Source organism: Spirillospora sp. NPDC029432 (assembly GCF_040703975.1).
Lineage (GTDB): Bacteria > Actinomycetota > Actinomycetes > Streptosporangiales > Streptosporangiaceae > Spirillospora.
This window is the reverse complement of sequence record NZ_JBEZWH010000058.1, coordinates 22,682-44,015: the sequence shown is the minus strand read 5'-3', so window position 1 is coordinate 44,015 and position 21,334 is coordinate 22,682. Positions and strand designations below refer to the sequence as shown.

At 72.4% G+C, this 21,334-nt stretch carries 26 protein-coding genes; 18 read left to right on the top strand and 8 right to left on the bottom strand.

Features of this window, described 5'->3' with window-relative positions; all coding sequences use genetic code 11:
- The first annotated feature begins 270 nt into the window (after window positions 1-270).
- The 8 genes from rpsP to AB0881_RS32265 all read left to right on the top strand — a co-directional run bounded on the left by rpsP (window position 271) and on the right by AB0881_RS32265 (window position 5,112).
- Window positions 271-735: a 30S ribosomal protein S16 gene (rpsP, locus tag AB0881_RS32300; protein ID WP_366623064.1), complete on the top strand. Its 465-nt coding sequence runs from the start codon at window positions 271-273 to the stop codon at window positions 733-735.
- A 2-nt stretch (window positions 736-737) separates the two neighbouring features.
- Window positions 738-980 carry an RNA-binding protein gene (locus tag AB0881_RS32295; RefSeq protein WP_151568089.1) on the top strand — a complete coding sequence of 81 codons (243 nt, stop codon included), beginning with the start codon at window positions 738-740 and terminating at the stop codon, window positions 978-980.
- Between the two features lie 2 nt (window positions 981-982).
- Entirely contained in the window at window positions 983-1,507 is a 525-nt protein-coding gene (rimM, locus tag AB0881_RS32290; protein ID WP_366623061.1) for a ribosome maturation factor RimM, read from the top strand.
- Window positions 1,508-1,538: 31 nt separating this feature from the next.
- Window positions 1,539-2,324 (top strand): tRNA (guanosine(37)-N1)-methyltransferase TrmD, encoded by a 786-nt coding sequence (gene trmD, locus AB0881_RS32285; RefSeq protein ID WP_366623059.1) that lies wholly within the window; start codon window positions 1,539-1,541, stop codon window positions 2,322-2,324.
- Between the two features lie 129 nt (window positions 2,325-2,453).
- Window positions 2,454-2,804, top strand: coding sequence for a 50S ribosomal protein L19 (rplS, locus tag AB0881_RS32280; protein WP_030164333.1), 351 nt, complete (start codon window positions 2,454-2,456; stop codon window positions 2,802-2,804).
- A 179-nt stretch (window positions 2,805-2,983) separates the two neighbouring features.
- Window positions 2,984-3,853: a signal peptidase I gene (lepB, locus tag AB0881_RS32275; protein WP_366623057.1), complete on the top strand. Its 870-nt coding sequence runs from the start codon at window positions 2,984-2,986 to the stop codon at window positions 3,851-3,853.
- Window positions 3,854-4,069: 216 nt separating this feature from the next.
- Window positions 4,070-4,804, top strand: coding sequence for a ribonuclease HII (locus tag AB0881_RS32270; protein WP_366623055.1), 735 nt, complete (start codon window positions 4,070-4,072; stop codon window positions 4,802-4,804).
- Window positions 4,801-5,112, top strand: a complete 312-nt coding sequence (locus AB0881_RS32265) for a DUF2469 domain-containing protein (RefSeq protein ID WP_366623054.1) — start codon at window positions 4,801-4,803, stop codon at window positions 5,110-5,112. The genes AB0881_RS32270 and AB0881_RS32265 overlap by 4 nt, the downstream gene beginning before the upstream one ends.
- Here AB0881_RS32265 and dprA read toward each other — a convergent pair.
- From dprA to AB0881_RS32250, 3 genes are read right to left on the bottom strand one after another with little or no spacing between them, the layout of a single operon-like run.
- Window positions 5,106-6,254, bottom strand: coding sequence for a DNA-processing protein DprA (dprA, locus tag AB0881_RS32260; RefSeq protein WP_366623052.1), 1,149 nt, complete (start codon window positions 6,252-6,254; stop codon window positions 5,106-5,108). The two genes, AB0881_RS32265 and dprA, sit on opposite strands and share 7 nt — an antisense overlap.
- Window positions 6,251-7,810, bottom strand: a complete 1,560-nt coding sequence (locus AB0881_RS32255) for a YifB family Mg chelatase-like AAA ATPase (protein ID WP_366623050.1) — start codon at window positions 7,808-7,810, stop codon at window positions 6,251-6,253. Before AB0881_RS32255 ends, dprA begins: the two co-directional genes overlap by 4 nt.
- Entirely contained in the window at window positions 7,811-8,164 is a 354-nt protein-coding gene (locus AB0881_RS32250; RefSeq protein WP_366623048.1) for a YraN family protein, read from the bottom strand.
- Window positions 8,165-8,580: 416 nt separating this feature from the next.
- Between AB0881_RS32250 and AB0881_RS32245 the strand changes: the two genes are divergently transcribed.
- Window positions 8,581-9,474 (top strand): tyrosine recombinase XerC, encoded by an 894-nt coding sequence (locus tag AB0881_RS32245; protein WP_366623073.1) that lies wholly within the window; start codon window positions 8,581-8,583, stop codon window positions 9,472-9,474.
- A 25-nt stretch (window positions 9,475-9,499) separates the two neighbouring features.
- On the opposite strand, the gene AB0881_RS32240 is transcribed toward AB0881_RS32245, so the two are convergent.
- Window positions 9,500-10,174, bottom strand: coding sequence for a M23 family metallopeptidase (locus tag AB0881_RS32240; protein WP_366623046.1), 675 nt, complete (start codon window positions 10,172-10,174; stop codon window positions 9,500-9,502).
- Between the two features lie 401 nt (window positions 10,175-10,575).
- Here AB0881_RS32240 and rpsB point away from each other — a divergent pair, with 401 nt between their 5' ends.
- The 5 genes from rpsB (at window position 10,576) to AB0881_RS32215 (ending at window position 15,142) form a co-directional block, all read left to right on the top strand.
- Entirely contained in the window at window positions 10,576-11,541 is a 966-nt protein-coding gene (gene rpsB / locus AB0881_RS32235; RefSeq protein ID WP_366623044.1) for a 30S ribosomal protein S2, read from the top strand.
- A gap of 103 nt (window positions 11,542-11,644) precedes the next feature.
- The gene (gene tsf / locus AB0881_RS32230) at window positions 11,645-12,481 is read left to right on the top strand and encodes a translation elongation factor Ts (RefSeq protein WP_366623042.1); all 837 of its coding nucleotides are present in this window, start codon (window positions 11,645-11,647) and stop codon (window positions 12,479-12,481) included.
- A 229-nt stretch (window positions 12,482-12,710) separates the two neighbouring features.
- The gene (gene pyrH / locus AB0881_RS32225) at window positions 12,711-13,490 is read left to right on the top strand and encodes a UMP kinase (protein ID WP_366623040.1); all 780 of its coding nucleotides are present in this window, start codon (window positions 12,711-12,713) and stop codon (window positions 13,488-13,490) included.
- Window positions 13,491-13,550: 60 nt separating this feature from the next.
- Window positions 13,551-14,108: a ribosome recycling factor gene (frr, locus tag AB0881_RS32220; protein WP_366623071.1), complete on the top strand. Its 558-nt coding sequence runs from the start codon at window positions 13,551-13,553 to the stop codon at window positions 14,106-14,108.
- An 11-nt stretch (window positions 14,109-14,119) separates the two neighbouring features.
- The gene (locus tag AB0881_RS32215) at window positions 14,120-15,142 is read left to right on the top strand and encodes a phosphatidate cytidylyltransferase (RefSeq protein WP_366623039.1); all 1,023 of its coding nucleotides are present in this window, start codon (window positions 14,120-14,122) and stop codon (window positions 15,140-15,142) included.
- A gap of 50 nt (window positions 15,143-15,192) precedes the next feature.
- Here the strand turns inward: AB0881_RS32215 and AB0881_RS32210 are convergent, their stop codons facing one another.
- Window positions 15,193-16,383: a suppressor of fused domain protein gene (locus AB0881_RS32210; protein WP_366623037.1), complete on the bottom strand. Its 1,191-nt coding sequence runs from the start codon at window positions 16,381-16,383 to the stop codon at window positions 15,193-15,195.
- A 119-nt stretch (window positions 16,384-16,502) separates the two neighbouring features.
- On the opposite strand from AB0881_RS32210, the gene rlmN reads away from it, so the two are divergent.
- The 3 genes from rlmN to AB0881_RS32195 all read left to right on the top strand — a co-directional run bounded on the left by rlmN (window position 16,503) and on the right by AB0881_RS32195 (window position 19,019).
- Window positions 16,503-17,639: a 23S rRNA (adenine(2503)-C(2))-methyltransferase RlmN gene (gene rlmN, locus AB0881_RS32205; RefSeq protein ID WP_366623035.1), complete on the top strand. Its 1,137-nt coding sequence runs from the start codon at window positions 16,503-16,505 to the stop codon at window positions 17,637-17,639.
- Between the two features lie 11 nt (window positions 17,640-17,650).
- Window positions 17,651-18,160 (top strand): DivIVA domain-containing protein, encoded by a 510-nt coding sequence (locus tag AB0881_RS32200; RefSeq protein WP_366623033.1) that lies wholly within the window; start codon window positions 17,651-17,653, stop codon window positions 18,158-18,160.
- A 61-nt stretch (window positions 18,161-18,221) separates the two neighbouring features.
- Window positions 18,222-19,019 carry a YwqG family protein gene (locus AB0881_RS32195; protein ID WP_366623031.1) on the top strand — a complete coding sequence of 266 codons (798 nt, stop codon included), beginning with the start codon at window positions 18,222-18,224 and terminating at the stop codon, window positions 19,017-19,019.
- Between the two features lie 36 nt (window positions 19,020-19,055).
- On the opposite strand, the gene AB0881_RS32190 is transcribed toward AB0881_RS32195, so the two are convergent.
- Window positions 19,056-19,727, bottom strand: coding sequence for a hypothetical protein (locus AB0881_RS32190; RefSeq protein WP_366623029.1), 672 nt, complete (start codon window positions 19,725-19,727; stop codon window positions 19,056-19,058).
- The gene (locus AB0881_RS32185; RefSeq protein ID WP_366623027.1) at window positions 19,724-20,539 is read right to left on the bottom strand and encodes an ATP-binding cassette domain-containing protein; all 816 of its coding nucleotides are present in this window, start codon (window positions 20,537-20,539) and stop codon (window positions 19,724-19,726) included. Before AB0881_RS32185 ends, AB0881_RS32190 begins: the two co-directional genes overlap by 4 nt.
- Before the next feature lie 63 nt (window positions 20,540-20,602).
- Between AB0881_RS32185 and AB0881_RS32180 the strand changes: the two genes are divergently transcribed.
- Window positions 20,603-21,037: an HIT family protein gene (locus AB0881_RS32180; protein WP_366623025.1), complete on the top strand. Its 435-nt coding sequence runs from the start codon at window positions 20,603-20,605 to the stop codon at window positions 21,035-21,037.
- Here the strand turns inward: AB0881_RS32180 and AB0881_RS32175 are convergent.
- A complete protein-coding gene (locus AB0881_RS32175) occupies window positions 21,021-21,257 on the bottom strand; it encodes a DUF1778 domain-containing protein (protein WP_366623023.1) in 237 nt (78 codons plus the stop codon). The two genes, AB0881_RS32180 and AB0881_RS32175, sit on opposite strands and share 17 nt — an antisense overlap.
- Between the last annotated feature and the right edge of the window lie 77 nt (window positions 21,258-21,334).

Genomic DNA, 21,334 nt, shown 5'->3' with positions numbered 1-21,334 from the left:
GGGCCGGTGGGGCGGGACCGCGTGCCCGGCGGCGGGGATTGTCGGGGTTGTCGCCGTTGACCGGGCCTGTCAAGGGCGGCGCGGACGCGTGTCCCCGGGTGATTGCGCTTTTCCCGGGAACGTCTGGCAGAATGGCAGGCTGGAAACCCCGGAACCTGCCAGGCGCCCTCTCTCGTCCTGCGCGGCCGGAGTCCATCGAGCGGCCGGTCACCGGTGTCCCCACCTGGTAAGGCCCGCTCACCTGTAATCAGTCTGGAGAACACCACACCCGTGGCAGTCAAGATCAAGCTTAAGCGTCTGGGGAAGATCCGGAACCCGCAGTACCGGATCGTCGTCGCCGATGCCCGCACCAAGCGTGACGGCCGGGCCATCGAGGAGATCGGGCTCTACCACCCCAAGGAGGAGCCCTCGCGCATCGAGATCGACTCTGAGCGCGCGCAGCACTGGCTGAGCGTCGGCGCGCAGCCGACCGACCCGGTGCTCAACCTCCTCAAGATCACTGGCGACTGGCAGAAGTTCAAGGGCGAGCCCGGTGCCGAGGGCACCCTCAAGGTGGCCGAGCCCAAGGCCGACAAGAAGGCCGTGTTCGAGTCCGCGGTGAAGGAGTCCATGGGCGACGCCGACACCCCCGCGACCGCGACCAAGGCCAAGAAGAAGGCCGAGCCGAAGAAGGCCAAGGGCGAGGACGAAGGCGCCAAGGCCGACGAGAACACCGAAGCTAAGAGCGAGGGCTGACCGTGCTCGAAGAAGCGCTCGAGCACCTGGTGCGCGGGATCGTCGAGCACCCGGACGACGTCCGGGTGCGGGCCCGCAGGATCAGGGGCGGCCGGGTCCTGGAGGTGCGCGTGCACCCCGAGGACCTCGGCAAGGTCATCGGCCGTAGCGGGCGTACCGCCAAGGCCCTGCGCACGGTCATCAGCGCCCTTTCCGGGGGCCGGTACGTGCGCGTCGACCTGCTCGACGTCAACGAGGTCCGCTGACCATGCGGCCACGCGGGCCGGGCGATCGGCTCGTGGTCGGCCGGATCGGCCGGCCGCACGGGATCCGCGGTGAGCTCACCATCGACGTCCGCACCGACGATCCGGATCTCCGGTTCGCCGCGGGCGCCGAGCTCGCCACCGAGCCCGCGGCGGCCGGTCCGCTGACGGTCGAGCGGACCCGCATGCACTCGGGCCGCCTGCTCGTGCGCTTCACCGGGGTCGGCGACCGCGACGCCGCGGAGGAACTCCGCGGCACGTGGCTGGTCGTCGACCCCGAGGACATCCCCGCCTCCGACGACCCCGACGAGTTCCACGACCAGGAGCTGGTCGGGCTCACCGTCGTCACCGTCGACGGGACCGAGATCGGCGCGGTCGCCGAGATCCGGCACACCGGCCAGGACCTGCTGGTGATCCGCCGTGCCGCCGGCGGCGAGGCGCTGGTGCCGTTCGTCGCCGCGCTGGTCCCCGAGGTGGACGTGCCCGGCGGGCGGCTGGTGATCGACCCCCCGCCCGGACTCGATCTGTGAGATCCGGCCGGTCCCGCCCCGACGGAACGCCATGAGACTCGACATCGTCACGATCTTCCCCGACTACTTCGCCCCGCTGGACGTCTCGCTGCTGGGCAAGGCCCGCCGTACCGGCCTGCTCGACGTGCACGTGCACGACCTGCGGGAGTGGACCCACGACCGGCATCGCACGGTCGACGACACCCCCTACGGCGGGGGTCCCGGCATGGTGATGAAGCCCGAGCCGTGGGGTGAGGTCCTCGACACCATCGCGCCGGAGGCCGGCCCGGCGCCGCGGCTGATCGTCCCCACTCCGAGCGGGCGCCCGTTCACCCAGGCCATGGCCGCCGAGCTGGCGGCCGAGGAGTGGCTGGTGTTCGCCTGCGGCCGGTACGAGGGCATCGACTCCCGCGTCGCCGAGGAGGCCCGCGCCCGGATGCCGGTGGACGAGGTCAGCCTCGGCGACTTCGTGCTCGCCGGCGGTGAGGTGGCCGTCCTGGTCATGGTGGAGGCCGTCGGCCGGCTGCTGCCCGGCGTGCTCGGCAACGCCGACTCCGTGGCCGACGACTCGTTCGCGCCCGGGGCCATGGAGTCCCTGCTCGAAGGGCCCGTCTACACCAAGCCGCCGGTCTGGCGGGAACGGTCCGTACCGGACGTCCTGCTGTCCGGCAACCACGGGGCGATCGCCCGCTGGCGCCGGGACGAGGCCCTCCGCCGCACCGCCAGGAACCGCCCCGAACTCCTCTCCCGGCTGGACCCGGGCACGCTCGACAAGCGTGATCGCGAGGTGCTGCGGGAGGCCGGTTTTCCGGTTGACGGCGAACATATGGCACACTAGAGCGTCACCGTGTGCGCAGCCGCACGGTGCCCAGACTTCGAAGATCCATCTCGCGCGGCGCGACGCCCCCCTGCACGGTCTGTCCGGGGCCTCTCGACGCCCGCGTCTCACCTGCGAGGAACCGCTCTCATGCACACCCTGATCCAGGAGATCGAGAAGGCCGCGATGCGCGCCGACGTCCCGGACTTCCGTCCGGGCGACACGCTCAAGGTGCACGTCCGTGTCACCGAGGGCAACCGCAGCCGTATCCAGGTCTTCCAGGGCGTGGTGATCCGGCGCCAGGGCGGCGGCGCCCGCGAGACCTTCACCGTCCGCAAGGTCAGCTACAGCGTCGGCGTCGAGCGGACCTTCCCGCTCAACAGCCCGTCGATCGAGAAGATCGAGGTCGTCACCCGCGGTGACGTCCGCCGCGCCAAGCTGTACTACCTGCGCAACCTGCGCGGCAAGGCGGCCCGCATCAAGGAGAAGCGCGACTTCTGAGTCCAGCGCGTCCGACGCCCCGGGAACCCTCTGCGGTGACCGGGGCGTTGCCCGTTCCGGGATGGTTCGTCATGGTGGAGAGTGGCCCGCCTTCGGGCGACACGGCCCGGTACGCGGTGCCGTGGCCCCGGCGCCGATAGGCTTTCGCCTTGATGGAAGACGAGGACGATCGGAGAAACGTGCGTTCCGAAGCCGAGGGCGCGGTGCCCGAAGAAGAGAAGGCCGTGTCCCCGGAACCGGATCCCTCCGACGGAGACGGGCGCAAGAAGCAGGGGTCGTTCTGGAAGGAACTCCCGATCCTCATCGGGGTCGCGCTGGTCCTCGCCCTGGTGATCAAGGCGTTCGCCGTCCAGGCGTTCTACATCCCGTCGGGCTCGATGGAGAACACCCTCCAGATCGGCGACCGCGTCCTAGTCAACAAGATCGTTTACCATACGCGGGACGTCAAGCGCGGCGACATCATCGTCTTCAACGGCCTGGACTCCTGGGACCCCGAGGTCGAGGTCCAGGAGCCCGGCAACCCCGTCTCCAAGGTCCTGCGCGCCATCGGCGGCGCCTTCGGCGTGGCGCCCAACGAGAAGGACTACATCAAGCGGGTCATCGGCATCCCCGGCGACAAGGTCAAGTGCTGCGACGCCAAGGGCCGCGTCACCGTCAACGGCACCCCGCTGGACGAGGACTCGTACCTGTTCACCGATCCCGCCACCGGTGAGCGCAACAAGCCGTCCAACGACCCCTTCGAGGTCACCGTCAAGCCCGGCCAGCTCTGGGTGATGGGCGACCACCGCGAACTCTCGTACGACTCCCGCTCGCACCGCGGCGACCCGGGCGGCGGCACCATCCCCGTCAGCCGCGTGATCGGCCGCGCCTTCGTGATCGTCTGGCCGCTCGACCGCCTCGGCACTCTCCCGATCCCCAAGACCTTCGAGCAGCCGGCCCTGAGCGCCGCCTCGGCCCTCCTGCCCGCCACCCCCATGGCCCTGGGCCTGATAGGCGCCGTCCCCATCACCTACCTGACCCGCCGCCTGCGCCACCGCCACCAGCGCTGACCCACCGTTCACCCGAACACCTGAACACCCGGACACCTGAACACCCGGATACCTGAACACCCGGACACCGGAACTGCCGAACAGGGCGGGTGGGGGTGTGGTGATGGTTACGCGGGGCGGTGAAAGGCGTGGTCGTGGGGGCGTGCGGGAGTCAGGACGGGGTTAACGGGGGAATCGCGGCGCCTTGACGGGGTTGGGCGACGTACGCTGCGGAGAATGAGAGGTCGTCCACTTCGGTTCACGCCGCGGCGCGACGCGGGGCTGTACGCCTACGAGCGCGTGCTGGAGCATGCCGGGTTCACGCCGGTCGCGGGTGTGGACGAGGCGGGGCGGGGCGCGTGCGCGGGACCCCTGGTGATCGGCGCGGTGATCCTGCCGGACGGGCGGCGCGGCCGGATCGCCGGGCTCGCGGACTCCAAGCTGCTGACCCCGGCCCGGCGGGAGGACCTGTACGTGGAGATCGTCGAGCGGGCGGAGACCTGGAGCGCGATCGTGGTGCCGTGCCATGACATCGACCGGATCGGCGTGCACCGCTGCAACATCACGGGCATGCGGCGGGCGCTGGCGGCGCTGGAGCGGCGGCCGGAGTACGTGCTGAGCGACGGGTTCGCGGTGCCGGGGCTGGGCGTCCCGGCGCTGAACGTGATCAAGGGGGACCAGGTCGCGGCGTGCGTGGCGGCGGCGTCGATCGTGGCCAAGGTGACCAGGGACCGGATCATGGTGGAGCTGCACGAGCGGTACCCGGAGTACGGATTCGACGTGCACAAGGGGTACGTGACCCGCGATCACTCGGCGGCGCTGGCCGCGCACGGGCCGTGTTCCGAGCATCGGTTCTCCTTCGTCAATGTCGGGCGGGCCTTGCGCAAGAATGGGGACGTGGCCTTGGGGGATGAGGCCGGGGACGATCTCGTGATCCCCGGTGACGGCCGGACGGAAGGGGCACCCGCGTGAGCGCCGAGGATCTCGAGAAGTACGAGACCGAGATGGAGCTGCAGCTCTATCGCGAGTACCGGGACGTCGTCGGGCTGTTCACCTACGTGGTCGAGACCGAGCGGAGGTTCTACCTCACCAACTCGGTCGACCTCCAGGTGCGCGGCACCGACAACGGCGAGGTCTTCTTCGAGGTCACGATGCAGGACGCGTGGGTCTGGGACATGTACAGGCCCGCGAGGTTCGTGAAGAACGTCCGTGTCGTCACGTTCAAGGACGTGAACGTCGAGGAACTCGCCAAGAGCGACTTCGAGCTGCCCGATCAGTAGTCGCGCGATCGCGCCTCCCGGGTGAGCCGCCAGCCGCCCGCGTCGCGTTCGATGAAGCCCGCCGCGGACAGCAGCCCGAGCTTGCCGTTGACGGTGGGCAGGTCGGCGCCGGCGGTGGCGGCCAGCTGGGCGGGGCCCGCGGCGCCGCGGGCCGGGAAGGCCTCCAGCACGGCGAGCGTCGCCGGATCGAGGCGGTCGCGGGGCAGGACGGGCGCGGCGGGCCGGGGCGCCAGGTCGGTCCCGATCCGCCCCACCATCTCGATCACCTCCTCGGTACGGGTGACCAGGGTCGCGGCGGGGTCCTCGCGCAGCAGCCGCAGGCAGCCCGCCGACGAGCGGGAGTCGACCGGGCCGGGCACCGCCATCAGCGCCCGCCCGAGCCGGCGGGCCCACGCGGCGGTGTTGAGCGCCCCGCTGCGCAGCTCCGCCTCGACGATCAGCGTGCCCCGGGACAGGGCCGCGATGACGCGGTTCCGTACGAGGAAGCGGCGCCGCTGCGGGTGCGTGCCCGGCGGCGACTCGCTCACCAGCAGCGCGCACCGCGCCATCTCCGCGAAGAGCCCGTCGTGGGCGGCGGGGTAGGGGACGTCCACCCCGTTCGCGAACACCGCCACGGTCGGGCCGTCGGCGGCCAGGGCGCCGCGGTGGGCGGCGGCGTCGATCCCCAGCGCGCCGCCCGAGATCACCGTCCAGCCGCGCTCGGCCAGCTCGGCGCCCAGCTCGGCGGCCACCCGCAGGCCGTACGGGGAGGCGGCGCGGGAGCCGACCACCGCCACCGAGCGCAGGCAGGAGTTGCGGAGGTCGGCCGGGCCGCGCAGCCAGAGCGCGTACGGCCGGGCCGGGCCGAGATCGTCGAGCGTGGTCGGCCATTCGGGCTCGCCGGGGCACACCAGCCGGATGCCGAGCCGCTCGCAGACGGCCAGGTCCTCCTCCGGCGAGGCCGAGCGCAGCCGGACCCGCCAGCGCTCCAGGCGCTGCCGCTCGCCCTCGGTGACGACCGGTCCGGCCGGGAGGCGGCCGTCGCGGACGGCGGCGAGGGCGGCCGCGGCGCCGGCCTCGTCGATGACGCGGTTGAGGAAGGCGTCGCCCGGCTCGGCGACGGCGCACAGCGCCGCCCGGGCGGCGTGCTCGGCGGTGGTCATGTTCTCCTCCCGGTCCAGAGGGCGAGGGCGCCGCCCACGTCGTCCTCGGCGGGACGGTCGCGGCCGGCCAGGTCGGCGATCGTCCAGGCGACCCGCAGGATGCGGTCGAAGCCGCGGGCGCTGAGCGAGCCGTTCTGCAGGGCGTCGTCGGCGGCCCGCATCGCCTCCGACGGTGGCGTGAACCGGCGGCGCAGGTCGGGCCCCGGGATCTCGGAGTTGCACCGCCAGGGCGTGCCGGCGAGGCGCTTGAGCGTGCGGTCGCGGGCCTCCAGCACCCGCTCGGCGACGACCTCGCTCGTCTCGGCGAACTCCAGGTCGTAGCGGAGCTCGGCGCGGCTGGCGGGGGAGAGCTCCAGCTTGAGGTCGATCCGGTCGAGCAGCGGGCCGGAGATCTTGCTGAGGTACCTGCGCCGGACGTTGGGCGCGCAGGAGCAGTTGATCTGCTTGGCCGCCGCGCACGGGCACGGGTTGGCGGCCAGCACCAGCGTGAACCGGGCCGGGAAGCGGGTGCTGCCCTCCGACCGGGAGATCCGCACCTCGCCCTCTTCCAGCGGCTGCCGCAGGGCGTCCAGGACGCCCGCCTGGAACTCGGGGGCCTCGTCGAGGAACAGGATGCCGCGGTGGGCGAGCGAGACCGCCCCGGGCTGGATCACGCGGCCCGAGCCGCCGCCGACCATCGCGGCCCTGGACGCGGTGTGGTGGGGCGCGAAGAACGGCGCCCGCGTGATCAGCGGCTGCCCGTGCGGCAGCGTCCCGGCCACCGAATGGATCGCGGTGACCTCCAGCGCGTCGTCCGGCTCCAGGGGCGGCAGCAGGGTGGGCAGCCGTTCGGCGAGCATCGTCTTCCCGCAGCCCGGAGGCCCCGAGTAGAAGAGATGGTGCCCGCCGGCGGCGCTGATCTCCAGTGCCCGCCTGGCCTCGGCCTGGCCGCGCACGTCCGCCAGATCGAGCTCGCCGCCCCGGTCCTGGCCGCGCAGCGTCAGCCCGTCGGTCGCGCGCGGCACCGCGGGCGGGCCGGCCTCGGGTTCCTCGGGAGGAGGCGGCTCGTCTCGCAGCAGGCACAGCAGCCCCCGCAGCGTGCCGGCCGTGATCACCTCCATGCCGGGGACCAGCTCCGCCTCGGCGCTGTTGGCGCGGGGGACGACCACCGTGCGGCAGCCGGCGTTCGCGGCCGAGAGCACGGCGGGCAGCACCCCCGGGACGGCCCGGATCCGCCCGTCCAGCCCCAGCTCGCCGACCAGCACCAGCCCCGCGCAGGACGCCGGGGGAACGGCCTCGGCCGCGGCCATCAAGGCCACCGCGATGGCCACGTCGAAGATCGATCCGCGTTTGGGCATGCTCGCCGGGAAGAGCGACACCGTGACGTGCCTGTTGGGCCAGTCCTCGCCCGAGTTGTAGACCGCCGCGCGCACCCGGTCGCGCGCCTCGCTCAGCGCGGCGTCGGGCAGCCCGACGAGGTGCAGCCCCGGCACCCCGCTGGTGATCGCGGCCTCCACGTCGACGACGTTCCCCTCCACCCCGACCAGCGAGACCGAGCGCGTTCTGGCGAGCGCCACTCAGCACACCTCCCTCATGTGCTCGATCGTGAAGCCGTCCCGGTCGGTGACCAGGCCCAGGACGTCGACGCCGACGTTCGCGCCCGGCACCCCGTGCTCGCTCGCCCAGCGCCAGGCCAGCCGCCGTAACCGCACGGCCTTCTCCGGCGTGATCGCCTCCAGCGGATCGCCGTAGTCGGTGGAGCTGCGCGTCTTGACCTCGCAGACCACGTGCCGCAACCCGTCGTGGGCGACGATGTCGATCTCGCCCTCCCGGCAGCGCCAGTTGCGTTCGAGAACGGTCCACCCGAGCTCGGCGAGATAGGCGGCGGCGGCTCGCTCCCCGCGCTCCCCGAGCCTCCTGTTGCTGTTCAAAGGCCCTCACCTCCACCCACGACGCTCCCGGACCCCCGTCCGGCACGTAAGTGGAACCACGTTCTGTGGATAACTCTGAGTGTGCGAGCCGCGACCGTCGGTCTCCGGTTGACGATCACCGGACGGAGTGCGCGGGCATCGCGCTGGACGCCTGCCGCCGCCTCCGCCGGTGCGGCGGGGCCAGGGGCGACACTGGTGGTCGATCGGTGCGATGGAGTGCGATGGAGTGCGATGGAGTGCGATGGAGGAGGTGTCTGGTGAGCGGTGGCGACTCGGAGGTGCGGCGGTCGGATGAGCGTCCGGCGGCGGAACACGGCGGCGGCGCCGATGGTCTTGGCGAGGCCGGTGGTCTTGGCGAGGCCGCCTTCGGGGCTCCGGGGGCCGGTGCGGCGGCCGAACGGGGGGTTGGCGCCGGGCTGGAGGAGGCGCTGGCGGGGTTCGCGAGGCATCTGCGGGCCGAGCGGGACCTCTCCGTTCACACGCGGCGGGCCTATATCGGGGATCTGCGGGATCTCTGCCGGTACGCGGAGGAGGCAGGGGTCGGCAGCGCCGAGGGGCTCGACGTAGGGGTCCTGCGAGGGTGGCTGGCGCGGCAGCACGCGAGCGGGCGGGCGCGGGCGACGCTGGCCCGGCGGACGGCGGCGGCGCGGGCGTTCACGGCCTACCTGTGCCGGTGCGGGGTGCTGGAGCACGATCCGGGGCCGCTGCTGGGGACGCCCAAGCGGCACAGGGAGCTGCCGGCGGTGCTCGACCAGGACGCGGCGGGCCGCCTGCTCGACCGGATGGAGGTCGACGGGCCGATCGGGCTGCGCGATCTCGCGGTACTGGAGGTCCTGTACGGGACGGGCGTGCGCGTCAGCGAGCTGTGCGGGCTGGACATCGACGACCTGGACGGCGGGCGCGGGACCGTACGGGTCCTCGGCAAGGGGAACAGGGAGCGCGTCGTCCCCATCGGCGAGCCCGCGGCCCGGGCGGTCGGGGACTGGCTGCGGGCGGGACGGCCGGGGCTCGCGAACGAGCACAGCGGCCCGGCGCTCTTCCTGGGTGCGCGGGGCGGGCGGCTGCATCCCACGAGCGCGCGCCGGATCGTGCACGCGCGCATCGCCGAGGTCGGGGACATGCCGGATCTCGGCCCGCACGGACTGCGGCACAGCGCCGCCACGCACCTCCTGGAGGGCGGCGCGGACCTGCGGAGCGTGCAGGAGATCCTCGGGCACGCGTCCTTGCAGAGCACCCAGATCTACACGCACGTGTCCCCGGAACGCCTCCGGCAGGTGCACCGCCAGGCCCACCCCCGCGGAGCGGAGTAGGCCCGGCGGCGGCCACGCCTCCCGGCTAGCGGGCTCGGCGGAGGCGGCGTTCCCTGGCCAGGTCGACCACCCCGGGCGGCGGCGGCCGCCGGGAGCGGCCGTGGCGCCACAGGGACGCCAGCGTGAACGCGAACATCATCCCCGCCAGCGCCCCTCCACTGGCCGTCGTGGCATCCCGCAGGCTGATCCGCAGGGCGGGGGAAGCGGGCGGGGACGGCTCCGGCGCGGCCCAGTGGGGGAGCAGGCGTACGCGGGGACGGACCATGCTGAGCGGGTCCAGGTACGTGCGCCCCTTCAGCAGGCCCCAATGCAGGCATGGAGCGGGGCAATGGGCGGACGGCTCGACCGTGCCTATGCGGGAGCCCGCGCTCACGTCGTGGCCCTTCCGGACGGCGGGGCGTACGGGAAGGTACGTCGTACGCAGGGCGCCGTGCGTGATCGCGATGGTCCCGCGGCCGGCCACGCGGCCCGCGTACGAGACGCGGCCGGAGGCGGCGGCGTAGACGGGCCGGCCCGCCGCGGCGGCCAGATCGACGCCGCGGTGCCCCGGCCCCCAGGGCGTGGCGGGCGGGCTGAACGGCCTGACGACCTCGGGGGCGGGCGGCCCTAACGGCCAGCGCCACGTCCCCGGATCGGGCGCTGGGGCGGCCGTGGGAGCGGCCGAAACGGTGCAGGCCAGAAGCAGTGTGAGCAACGTCATAGCGGCAGTCTGCGGAACCGGCGGGCGGCCGCGACAGGGGTTCCGGCAACTGTGGATAACCGCCCGATCCATCGTTTCCCGGGTGCTGCCGGGCCCTGATAACCTAGGCGGGTGCCCGAATGGACACCGGTCAGGGCTTGGCCGTCGATCAACCGGCCGGCGTGGCCGGGCGATCGAGAAGCCGCTCCTTCGCCGAGCGGACAGGCCTCAGGCCCGGGGAACGGTCCCGGGTCGGCGGTCGCGCCCGTCGCGACCGAATTCATGCGTCCGCGAGCCACTTGCTTCGCACGGTGGGGCGCAACCCCTCGGTCCGTCATACCGATGACGGCGGGGTTGTGTCCGGGCGCAGGCAGACAACCAAACGTGGCCCTCTAAAGGGCCGGAGAAGGAGAACACGGGCAATGGCACCCGTCGTCACCATGCGGCAACTGCTCGAGAGCGGCGTTCACTTCGGCCACCAGACCCGCCGGTGGAACCCGAAGATGAAGCGCTTCATCTTCACCGAGCGCAACGGCATCTACATCATCGACCTGCAGCAGTCGCTGTCCTACATCGACCGCGCGTACGAGTTCGTCAAGGCGACCGTCGCCCACGGCGGCACGATCCTGTTCGTCGGCACTAAGAAGCAGGCCCAGGAGGCCATCTCCGAGCAGGCCACCCGGGTCGGCATGCCGTACGTCAACCAGCGCTGGCTGGGCGGCATGCTCACCAACTTCTCCACGGTGCACAAGCGCCTCACCCGGCTCAAGGAGCTGGAGGAGATCAACTACGACGACGTCGCCGGCTCCGGGATGACCAAGAAGGAGCTGCTCGGGCTGCGCCGCGAGAAGGACAAGCTGGAGCGCACCCTCGGCGGTATCCGCGACATGGCCAAGGTGCCCAGCGCCGTCTGGATCGTGGACACCAAGAAGGAGCACATCGCCGTCAACGAGGCGAAGAAGCTCGGCATCCCGGTCGTGGCGATCCTCGACACCAACTGCGACCCGGACGAGGTCGACTACCCGATCCCGGGCAACGACGACGCGATCCGCAGCGTCAGCCTGCTGACCCGCGTGGTCGCCGACGCGGTCGCCGACGGGCTCATCGCCCGCGCCGGCGCCGCCTCCGGCGGGGACGAGAAGCCGGCCGAGGGCGGCGCGTCCGCGGCCGAGCCGCTGGCCGAGTGGGAGCGCGAGCTGCTGGAGAACAAGGAGCAGGCCGCCGGCGAGGCCGCCAAGGCCGAGGGCGAGCAGCCCGCCGCCGAGGAGACCCCCGCCGCCGAGGCCCCCGCGGCCGAGGCCGCCGAGGCTCCGGCCGAGGCGCCCGCCGAGGCTCCGGCGGAGGCCCCCGCCGAGGCCAAGGAAGACCAGAACGCCTCGCAGAGCTGACGAAGCCGGTGCCCCGGGACCGCCGCCGCGCGGTCCCGGGGCCGCGGCCGTCCCTCCTTTTCCTCCATCAGACGTCCCGACCACCACAGAGACGAAGAGAACGATGGCGAACTTCACCGCCGCTGACGTCAAGCGGCTTCGCGAGCTGACCGGCTCCGGCATGATGGCCTGCAAGAACGCGCTGACCGAGGCCGAAGGCGACTTCGAGAAGGCGGTCGAGCTGCTGCGCCTCAAGGGCGCCAAGGACGTGGGCAAGCGCGCCGAGCGCACCGCCGCCAACGGCCTGGTCACCGAGCGTTTCAACGGCCAGAACGAGGGCGCGCTCCTCGAACTCAACTGCGAGACCGACTTCGTCGCCAAGAACGCGCAGTTCATCGAGCTGGCCGACCGGCTGGTCGAGTTCGCGCTGGGCAGCGGCGCCGCCGACGCGCCCGCGCTGCTGGGCGCCGAGATCGAGCCGGGCAAGACCGTCCAGGCCCTGATCGAGGAGAACAGCGCCAAGATCGGCGAGAAGCTGGAGCTGCGCCGCTACGCCCACTTCAAGGGCGAGTACGTGGCCAGCTACCTGCACAAGTCCGACCCGTCCCTGCCGCCGACCAACGGCGTGCTGGTCGAGCTGGACACCGCGAACGCCGAGGTCGCGAAGGACATCGCGCAGCAGATCGCCGCGATGGCCCCCAAGTACCTCACCCGCGACGAGATCCCCGCCGAGGCGATCGAGAAGGAGCGGGCGCTCGCCGAGCAGCTCACCCGCGACGAGGGCAAGCCCGAGCAGGCCATCCCGAAGATCGTCGAGGGCCGGGTCAACGCCTACTTCCGCGACTTCGTGCTGCTGGAGCAGGCGTTCGTCAAGGACAACAAGAAGACCATCGCCAAGGTGCTCGACGAGGCCGGGGTGAAGGTCGTCCGCTTCGCCCGCTTCAAGGTCGGGCAGGCCTGATCCAGGCTTCGCCTCCTGGCCCAGGCCCCCGCGGCCCGCGTCGTCCGTACGCCACGGAACGGCCCCGTTCCCACGAACGGGGCCGTTTTCGGGAGGCTTCGGGCCGCGTCCACGATTCCCGCGTGGCATGGCCGGGGCAGGGCGTAGGGTCGGACGCGCCCGCCTGGGGCATCCTGGAAAGACAGGGATCCGACGATTTCACCAGACGCCGAACGAGGAGGCCGCCGACGTGCCGGAGCCAAAGACCAGTGATCCGACGGCGGCCGCGTCGCCGGCGCGGCACGCGCCCCGTACGGGCTGGAAGCGGGTGCTGCTGAAGCTCTCGGGCGAGGCCTTCGCCGGGCGCGACCCGCTGGGCATCGACCCGGAGATCGTCCAGCATGTCGCCGAGGGGATCGCCGAGGCCGTCCGGGACGGCGTGCAGGTGGCGGTCGTGTGCGGCGGCGGCAACATGTTCCGCGGCGCGGCCCTGGCCGAGCGCGGCATGGACCGCGGCCGCGGCGACTACATGGGCATGATCGGCACCGTGATCAACTGCCTGGCGCTGCAGGACTTCCTGGAGAAGCTCGGTCTCGACACCCGGGTGCAGACCGCGATCACCATGAGCCAGGTCGCCGAGCCGTACATCCCGCGCCGCGCCATCCGGCACCTGGAGAAGGGCCGCGTGGTGATCTTCGGCGCGGGCCTGGGCCAGCCGTTCTTCTCCACCGACACCACCGCCGCGCAGCGCGCGCTGGAGATCGGCGCGGAGGCCGTCCTGAAGGCGACTCAGGTGGACGGCGTGTACGACGCCGATCCGCGCAAGAATCCTGACGCGGTGAAGTTCGACCGTTTGGATTACGGTGAAGTCCTACAACGAGGCCTGAAGGTCATGGACGCCACGGCCATCAGCCTTTGCATGGACAACGCGCTTCCCATCGTGGTCTTCGACCTCATGGGACAGGGCAACATCGTCCGGGCCGTCCGGGGTGAGAAGATCGGCACCCTGGTCAACCCGGCGGACGGCTGATCCCCCTTCGCGGTCCGGATCAGCAGGGACGAGGGCCGCTCTGATGACATGGGAGTCGAAGTGATCGACGAGACCCTCCTCGAGGCCGAGGAGAAGATGGAGAAGGCGGTCGCGGTCGCCAAGGAGGACTTCCAGGCCATCCGCACGGGCCGGGTCACCCCCGCAATGTTCAACAAGATCACCGCGGAGTACTACGGGACGCCGACGCCGATCAACCAGCTGGCGTCGTTCACCCTGCCCGAGCCGCGGATGGTCATCGTGCAGGTCTTCGACAAGTCGTCCATGCAGGCGGTCGAGAAGGCCATCCGCGACAGCGACCTCGGCGTGAACCCGACCAACGACGGCAACGTCATCCGGGTCGTGTTCCCCGAGCTGTCGGAGGAGCGCCGCAAGGAGTTCATCAAGGTCGCGGGCGGTAAGGCGGAGGACAGCAAGATCTCCATCCGCAACATCCGGCGGCGGGCCAAGGAGACCCTCGACAAGATGGCCAAGGACGGCGAGGCCGGCGAGGACGAGGTCCGGCGTGCCGAGAAAGAGCTCGACGACGTCACGCACCGCTACACGGCGCAGATCGACGAGCTTCTCGAGCACAAGAAGGCCGAACTCCTCGAAGTTTGATGAGAGTCGACATGACCGGGGAGCCCGAGGGCTCCCCGGGTGAGCCGCAGGCTCCCGGCCCCGTCTCCGGCGGGGCCGCCGAGCCCGGCCCGCCCCCCATCGACCCCGCGGAGCCCGCGGCGGCCCCGGCCGAGCCCTCCGCCGAGCCCCCCTCCGAGCCCCCCATGGAGTCCGCCGCCCCGGTCCCTCCGTCCGTGGCGGCCGAGGAGGCGGGCATGAAACGCGGCGGCCGCAACCTGCCCATCGCGGTGGGCGTCGGTGTCGGCCTGGGCGCGCTGACGCTGGTCTCGCTGTACACCCGCAAGGAGATCTTCCTCGCGGTCATGGTGGTCTTCCTGTTCCTCGGCATGCGCGAGCTGGCCGGGGCGTTCGGGACGCGGGAGATCCGGATCCCGCTGATCCCGCTCGGGGCCGGCATGGTCGCCGCCCCCGTCGCCGCGTACGTGTGGGGCCCGGAGGCCCTGGTCGCGGCGCTGTCGCTGATCGTGCTGACCGTGCTGGTCTGGCGGATGGCCGACGGGCCCGCCGAGGGGTACGTCCGGGACGTCGCGGCCGCCGTGTTCGCGGCCGGCTACCTGATCCTCATGGGCGGGATCGTGGCGCTGCTGATGGCGCCCGACGACGGCGACCACCGGATCGTCATCTTCATCGCGGTCACCGTCGCGAGCGACATCGGCGGATATTTCGCCGGAACGTTCCTCGGCCGGCACAAGCTGGCGCCGTCGATCAGCCCGAAGAAGACCTGGGAGGGCGTCACCGGGTCCGCGCTGACCTGCATGCTCGTCGGTGCCGCGCTGATGTGGTGGCTGCTGGACGACGGCCAGGTCTGGCACGGGGTCGTGATCGGCGCCGCCGCGGTGGTCACCGCCACCATCGGCGACCTGATCGAGTCGATGCTCAAGCGCGACCTCGGCATCAAGGACATGGGCACCCTGCTCCCCGAGCACGGCGGCGTGATGGACCGCCTCGACTCGCTGGTCGCGACCGCTCCGGTCGTGTGGCTCCTGCTGGAGGTCTTCGTCCCCTCGGCCTGAGGGGCCCTGAGGGGCCTAGGCCCGTCGGCCTGCGGCCCGGCCGGCCCGGCTCAGGAGACGACCCACGAGCGGTTCTGCTGGGCGAGGCGCCTGACGAGCGCGTCCGAGCCCTCGTTCTTGGCGTAGCGGTGCTCCTCGTCCGTGATGGGCACCAGCCACAGCCACCGCACCGGGTCTCCCTCGGTCGACAGCCCGGTCAGGCCGGGGACGACGGGCCCGTCGAGGCGGCTGGGGTCGTCGAGGAGCAGGACGCCCTCCCAGGACGCCTCTCCGGTGTTGAGCGGGAACGTGTGGGCGTCGTGGTACCACTTGACCACGTCGCCCGCCGCGAACCACGTCACGACCCTCCACGGGTACTGCGCCAGCCAGGGGAAGATGCTCCCGGCGCGCTGGCTCGGCAGGGTCGTGGCCACCGCGAGCTCGATCCTGCTGTAAGGGGCGACGTCGTCCTCGTACAGCTCGACCGTCGGCATCCTCTGGCGGCTCATGCCGACCGTGCTCAGGACGGTGAACCCGCGGTCCCCGCGTGCGGGACGTTCGGTGACCCCCACGACGGGCGAGGGCGCGCCATTGCCTCCCGGCAGCTGCCGCCCTACGTCGTGCCAGTAGTGGCCACCAGGGCCGAGCCGCTGCAGCAGATGGCCCAGTACGGATTGCTGGAAGTCGGCCCAGGACCCGTCCGCGTCGCAGACCTTCCAGTGGTCGCGGGCGCGGCCGACGCGCGGGCCGAACTCCTCGGCCTCGTCGTCGAGCGGGAACGCGAACGGGCTCTGGTCCGTGGCGTCCCTGCTGTAGCCGGGGATCCCGCGGCCGATGTCGGACCAGCCGGGGATGACGCACAGGGGCTCGCCCGCTTCCAGGACGGCCACCCCGTCCCCCTCCTCGAACCACACGACCTCTAGGGCGTCCCCGTCAAGGGCTGGGCGCCCCTCCGGGTGCCGTACGTGGGAGGCGGGCAGGAGCGGTGCGCGGCCGCCGTCCAGCCGGCCCTGGTCGGGCGCGGCGGGGGCGGGCCGGTGGTTGGCGAGCCAGCAGGCCCCGACGACGCGGTCGCGGGAGTCCAGGAGGTATGCCGCGCTGGCGGCGCCGTCGGTCTCGATCACGAGGCGGCGGCTCCCGTACGGGCTCGCCTCGGTACGGATGACCGTGGCGCCCGCGCCCGTGGCCGCGGGGCCCGCGCCGCCCTTGCCCGGGCCGCCCGGACCCCGGCCCGCGGCGGACCCCTTGCGCAAAACCGACATGATCGGAACTGTACAGCGAGAGGGCCCGCCCGCACGGGGCGTTCCAGCGGCTCGGTCCGGCGCTCCGGGCCGGCGGTCCGGTCCAGGCATCGCCGCACGTTTGCCACACTGGAAGGACCATGTCTGCTACCGCCGAACCGTCCGCCGCGAAGACCCCTCCGAAGCTGGTCTTCGCCGCTCCGCGCCGGGCCAAGCCGCCGCGCCATCTCGCCGACCTCAGCGCGGCCGAGCGCCGGGAGGCGGTGGCCGAGCTCGGCGAGAAGCCGTTCCGGGCCGACCAGCTCTCCCGCCACTACTTCTCCCGCCTGGCCGACGACCCGGCGCAGATGACCGACCTCCCGGCCGCGCTGCGCGAGCGCCTCGCCGCCGAGCTGCTGCCGTCCTTGATCACGCCGGTGCGCGAGCTGGACTGCGACGGCGGCAAGACGCTGAAGACTGTCTGGAAGGCGTTCGACGGCGTCCTGTTCGAGTCGGTCCTGATGCGCTACCCCGACCGGGCCACGATGTGCGTGTCGTCCCAGGCCGGCTGCGGGATGAACTGCCCGTTCTGCGCCACCGGCCAGGCCGGGCTGACCCGCAACCTGTCCACCGCGGAGATCGTCGAGCAGGTCGCCGCCGGTGCCCGCGCGATGGCCCGCGGCCGGATCCCGGGCGGTCCGGGCCGGGTCTCCAACATCGTCTTCATGGGCATGGGCGAGCCGCTGGCCAACTACAAGGCCGTGCTCGGCGCCGTGCGCCGGATCACCGACCCGGCCCCGGCCGGGCTGGGCATCTCCCAGCGGTCGGTCACGGTCTCCACCGTCGGCCTGGTGCCGGCGATCGAGAAGCTGGCCGCCGAGGACATGTCCGTGCGCCTCGCGGTCTCCCTGCACGCGCCCGACGACGAGCTGCGCGACGAGCTGGTGCCGATCAACAACCGGTGGAAGGTGGGCGAGGTCCTGGACGCGGCCTGGGCGTACGCCGAGCGCAGCGGCCGCCGGGTCTCGATCGAGTACGCCCTGATCAAGGACGTCAACGACCAGGCCTGGCGGGCCGATCTTCTGGGCCGGCTCTTGCGCGGCCACCTCGTACACGTCAATCTGATCCCGTTGAATCCCACGCCGGGGTCCAAGTGGACGGCGTCCCGGCCCCAGGACGAGCGCGAGTTCGTCCGGCGGCTGGAGTCCCACGGGGTGCCGGTCACCGTCCGCGACACCCGGGGGAGGGAGATCGACGGCGCCTGCGGCCAGCTGGCCGCCGCCACCGAGGAGTCCTAAGGGGAGGGCCGGTGAAGACGGAGACGCGTCTGCCGGTGGCATTGCGCGGCTACGACCGCGCCCAGGTCGACGCGTTATTGGAGCGCGTCGACGCGACGCTGCGCTACGGCCAATGGGGCCTGACCGCCGACGACCTGCGCGGGATCCGCTTCGACGTGGTGCTGCGCGGCTACGAGCAGCGGGCCGTGGACGAGCTGCTCCAGGAGACGATCCGCGAGCTGCAGGCCGCCGCCCCGATCGGCCGCCGCCCCGGCCGCCCGCGCGTGCACTCCGGCTGGCTGGCCGGCTGGATCCAGAACGCGCGCTTCGCCGGAGCCGGCCTCCGCACCGGCTACGACGTCCGCGACGTCGACGCCTTCCTCGACCGGGTGGTCGCGGGGCTGCGCGGCATGGCGCCGCCGGTGACCGCCCGTGACGTCCGCGAATGCCGCTTCCGTTCGGTGCGGATCGGTCCCGGATACGACGAGGGCGAGGTCGACCGCTTCCTCGTCCAGCTCGCCGCCGCGCTCGAACGCCGGTAGTTATCCACAGATCTTGATTGGGGTCTGGCAGCCGGCGCCCGGTCAGGGAACGCTGAGTGACATGGATCACTTCGACGCGCAGCCGCGGCGGCTGCGTTCCCTGTTCGGCGTGTTCTTCGCTCCCGAGGTCACCGCGGCGCTGCTCCCGCTGGCCCGGCCCGCGCTCCGGCTCACCGCCGGCGGCGCGGGCGCGGTCCGGTTCGGCGGCGCCCCGCTCCTCCCACCCGGCGAGCCCTGGCCGTCCTGGCAGGGCCGTCCCCTCGACTACCTGGGCTCGGTCGATTTCGGCCTGGTCCCCGAGGTCCCGGGCCTGCCCCGCGAAGGGACGGCCGCCTTCTACTACGCGGCGGGCCCTCCGCGCCCCTGGGGCGACGCCCTGTCCCACCGTGGAGCCTGGCGCGTCTTCCACGGCGATCTCCAGAAGACCGACCGCGAGCCCGTCCCCGACGTGGCCCTGGACGCCGAGACGTTCCTCTCCCTGCCCGCCCCGCAGGAGCCGCTCCTGCAGCGCGTCGAGGCGCGCTTCAGCGGCACCCTGCCCGTGTACGAGCAGCTCCACGCGGCCTGGCGGCAGCACGTCTGGCCCGACGCGACCCCCGTCCACCAGCTCGGCGGCTGGCCCGCCCTGATCCAGCGCCCCCTCGGCCCCGACTGCCACCGCGCCTCGTCCGGCCTGCCCCCGGACGCCCCGCTCACCCCCGAGCAGAGCCTGACCGCCGGCGAGGAATGGCGCCTGCTGCTCCAGCTCGACTCAGACGACCGCCTCGACCGGCACTGGGGCGACCCTGGCCGCCTCTACTTCTCCACCCGGGTCGGCGAACCCCTGGAGACCACCTGGATGACCCTCCAGGCCACCTGAAGCGCACTCCGCGCCCGGCCCCGCGCGCATTGAGGGTCAGGTGCGGGTGCGTCGCAGGGTGAGGTAGAGCGCGGCGAGGACGGCCGTCCAGGCGGCCAGGTGGAGGGCCACACCGGGGAAGGCGGCGGCGAGTTCGGCGGGGCCGTCGTGGGCGGCGCGGAGCCAGTCGACCATCGGCACGGCGATCCAGCGGAGCGGGCTCATGCTGAGCAGGAGGGCGGCGGCGACGCCGGTGATGAGCGTGATCAGGGAGATGCCCGGGTCCGGGATGAGCACGCGGGAGGTCAGGGCGCCGAGGACGGTGCCGGCCAGGGCGACCAGGAGGAGGAGGCCGACGCCGGACGCGATCGCGGGTCCGGACACGCCGGTCGCGATCGCCTGCCCGAGGGGGACGGCCGCGGCGACGGCGCCGAGGGCCAGGTTGACCGTGTACGCCGCCAGGAGCCCGGCGGCGGCGTGGCGGCGGGTGGTCAGGGCCGACAGGGCCCGCTGGTCGTCCGGCTGGGTGTCGAGCAGGGCGCGGGCGGTCCAGGCCCAGATGGCGAACAGGAACGCGGGGACGTCGCCGAGGGCGCCGGCGGCCAGGCCGGCGTCGTCGGTGCCCTGGAGGAGCACCAGGGAGACGAGGAGGAGCACCACGATCAGCGGTTGCAGGACGCGGAAGGAGCGCAGGTATCCCGAGATCTGGAAACGGACCAGCGCGATCATGCGGGATCCCGCACGTCGTAGCCGTCGGCGCGCAGCTTCCCGGCCACCTGGTCCGCCTCGTCGGCGCGCACGACCACTTCCAGCACCGTCCAGCCGTCGCCGGCGGCCGCGGGCTCCGCCAGGGCCGCCCCGGCGGGGATCGGCTCGCTTCCGGGCGCCGCCTGGGCCTGCCCAGCGGGGGCGGGCTCGTCCGTCTCGGGTTCCGCGGGCGGGGAGACGAGGGTGGCGCTTCTGCCGTTGATGTGGACCCGGGTCAGGGCGGGCATGGCCTCCAGGCAGCGCTGGTGGTCGCTGACGACGACCGTGGTGCCCCGGGCGGTCTGCTCGGTGATCAGGGCGGGGAGGGAGTCGCGGGTGGCGGCGTCCAGCCCGGAGAACGGCTCGTCCAGGATCAGCAGGTCGGGGGCGGAGAGGAGGGCCTGGGCCAGGCCGACCTTCTGGGCGCTGCCCTTGGAGAGCTCGGCGAGGCGCGTGTCCATCAGATGGTCGAACGCGAGCCGCTCGGCCCAGGGCGCGATGGCGGCGCGGGGCGCCTTCCGCATCGCGGCCATGTGGCCGAGGTAGTTGCGGACCGTGAACGGCTGGTCGGTCGGGAAGCGCTCGGGTGCGTAGCCGACGTTGGCCGGGCGGCCGGTGATCCGGCCGTGGCGCGGGACGCGCAGGCCCGCCAGGAGCCGCAGGAACGTGGACTTGCCGGCGCCGTTGCGGCCGGTCACCTCGGTCACGCGGCCGGCGGGCAGGGAGAGGGTGACGTCCCGCAGCACCCACGGCGCACGGTGGTGGTAGCGGAAGGAGACGCGTTCCAGGTGCACGAGAACCGGAGGTTAGCCGGAACGGTGTAAGGAGGCCGTTAGACGGGTGGGACAATGCGGCGTATGAGCGACTCCGAGGGGTGCGTCTTCTGCGAGATCGTCAAGGGTGAGCGGCCCGCTCATCTGGTGCTGGACGCTCCCGACGCGGTGGCCTTCCTGGACGCGCGGCCGCTGTTCAAGGGGCATGTGCTCCTGGTGCCGCGGACGCATTTCGAGACGCTGAACGATCTGCCGGAGGAGATGCTCGGGCCGTACTTCGCGCACGCGCGGCGGCTGGCGGGCGCGATGGAGTCGGTGCTCGGGGCCGCGGGGTCGTTCGTGGCGATGAACAACCGGATCAGCCAGAGCGTGCCCCACCTGCACGTCCATGTGGTCCCGCGCAACCGCAAGGACGGGCTGCGCGGGTTCTTCTGGCCGCGCCACAAGTACGCCTCCGAGGCGGAGGCGGGGGAGTACGCGGAGCGTCTGGGACGGGCCCTCGTCAGCCCAGGGCGGTGACGAGGGCGACGTAGGGTTCGACGGATTCGCCCTCCTCGCGGGGGCGGGTGGCGGCGTGCCAGTACAGGTCCCGCTCGGCCCTGTCGAGGGCGGCCGAGAGTATGTACTGCGTGACCGTCCAGCCCACGAGTTCGGCCGCCTTGCGGATGGCGAGATGCTGTTCCTCAGATGTCCAGAGTTCCAGATGTTCTCCGGGGATGCGAGTGGGAAGGTCCTGCATGGCCGCTCCTTCCATACCGCCATCAAAGTACGCCGGAAACGGGGGGAGGGCATCCTCTTAAATGAGGAGAAAGGCTC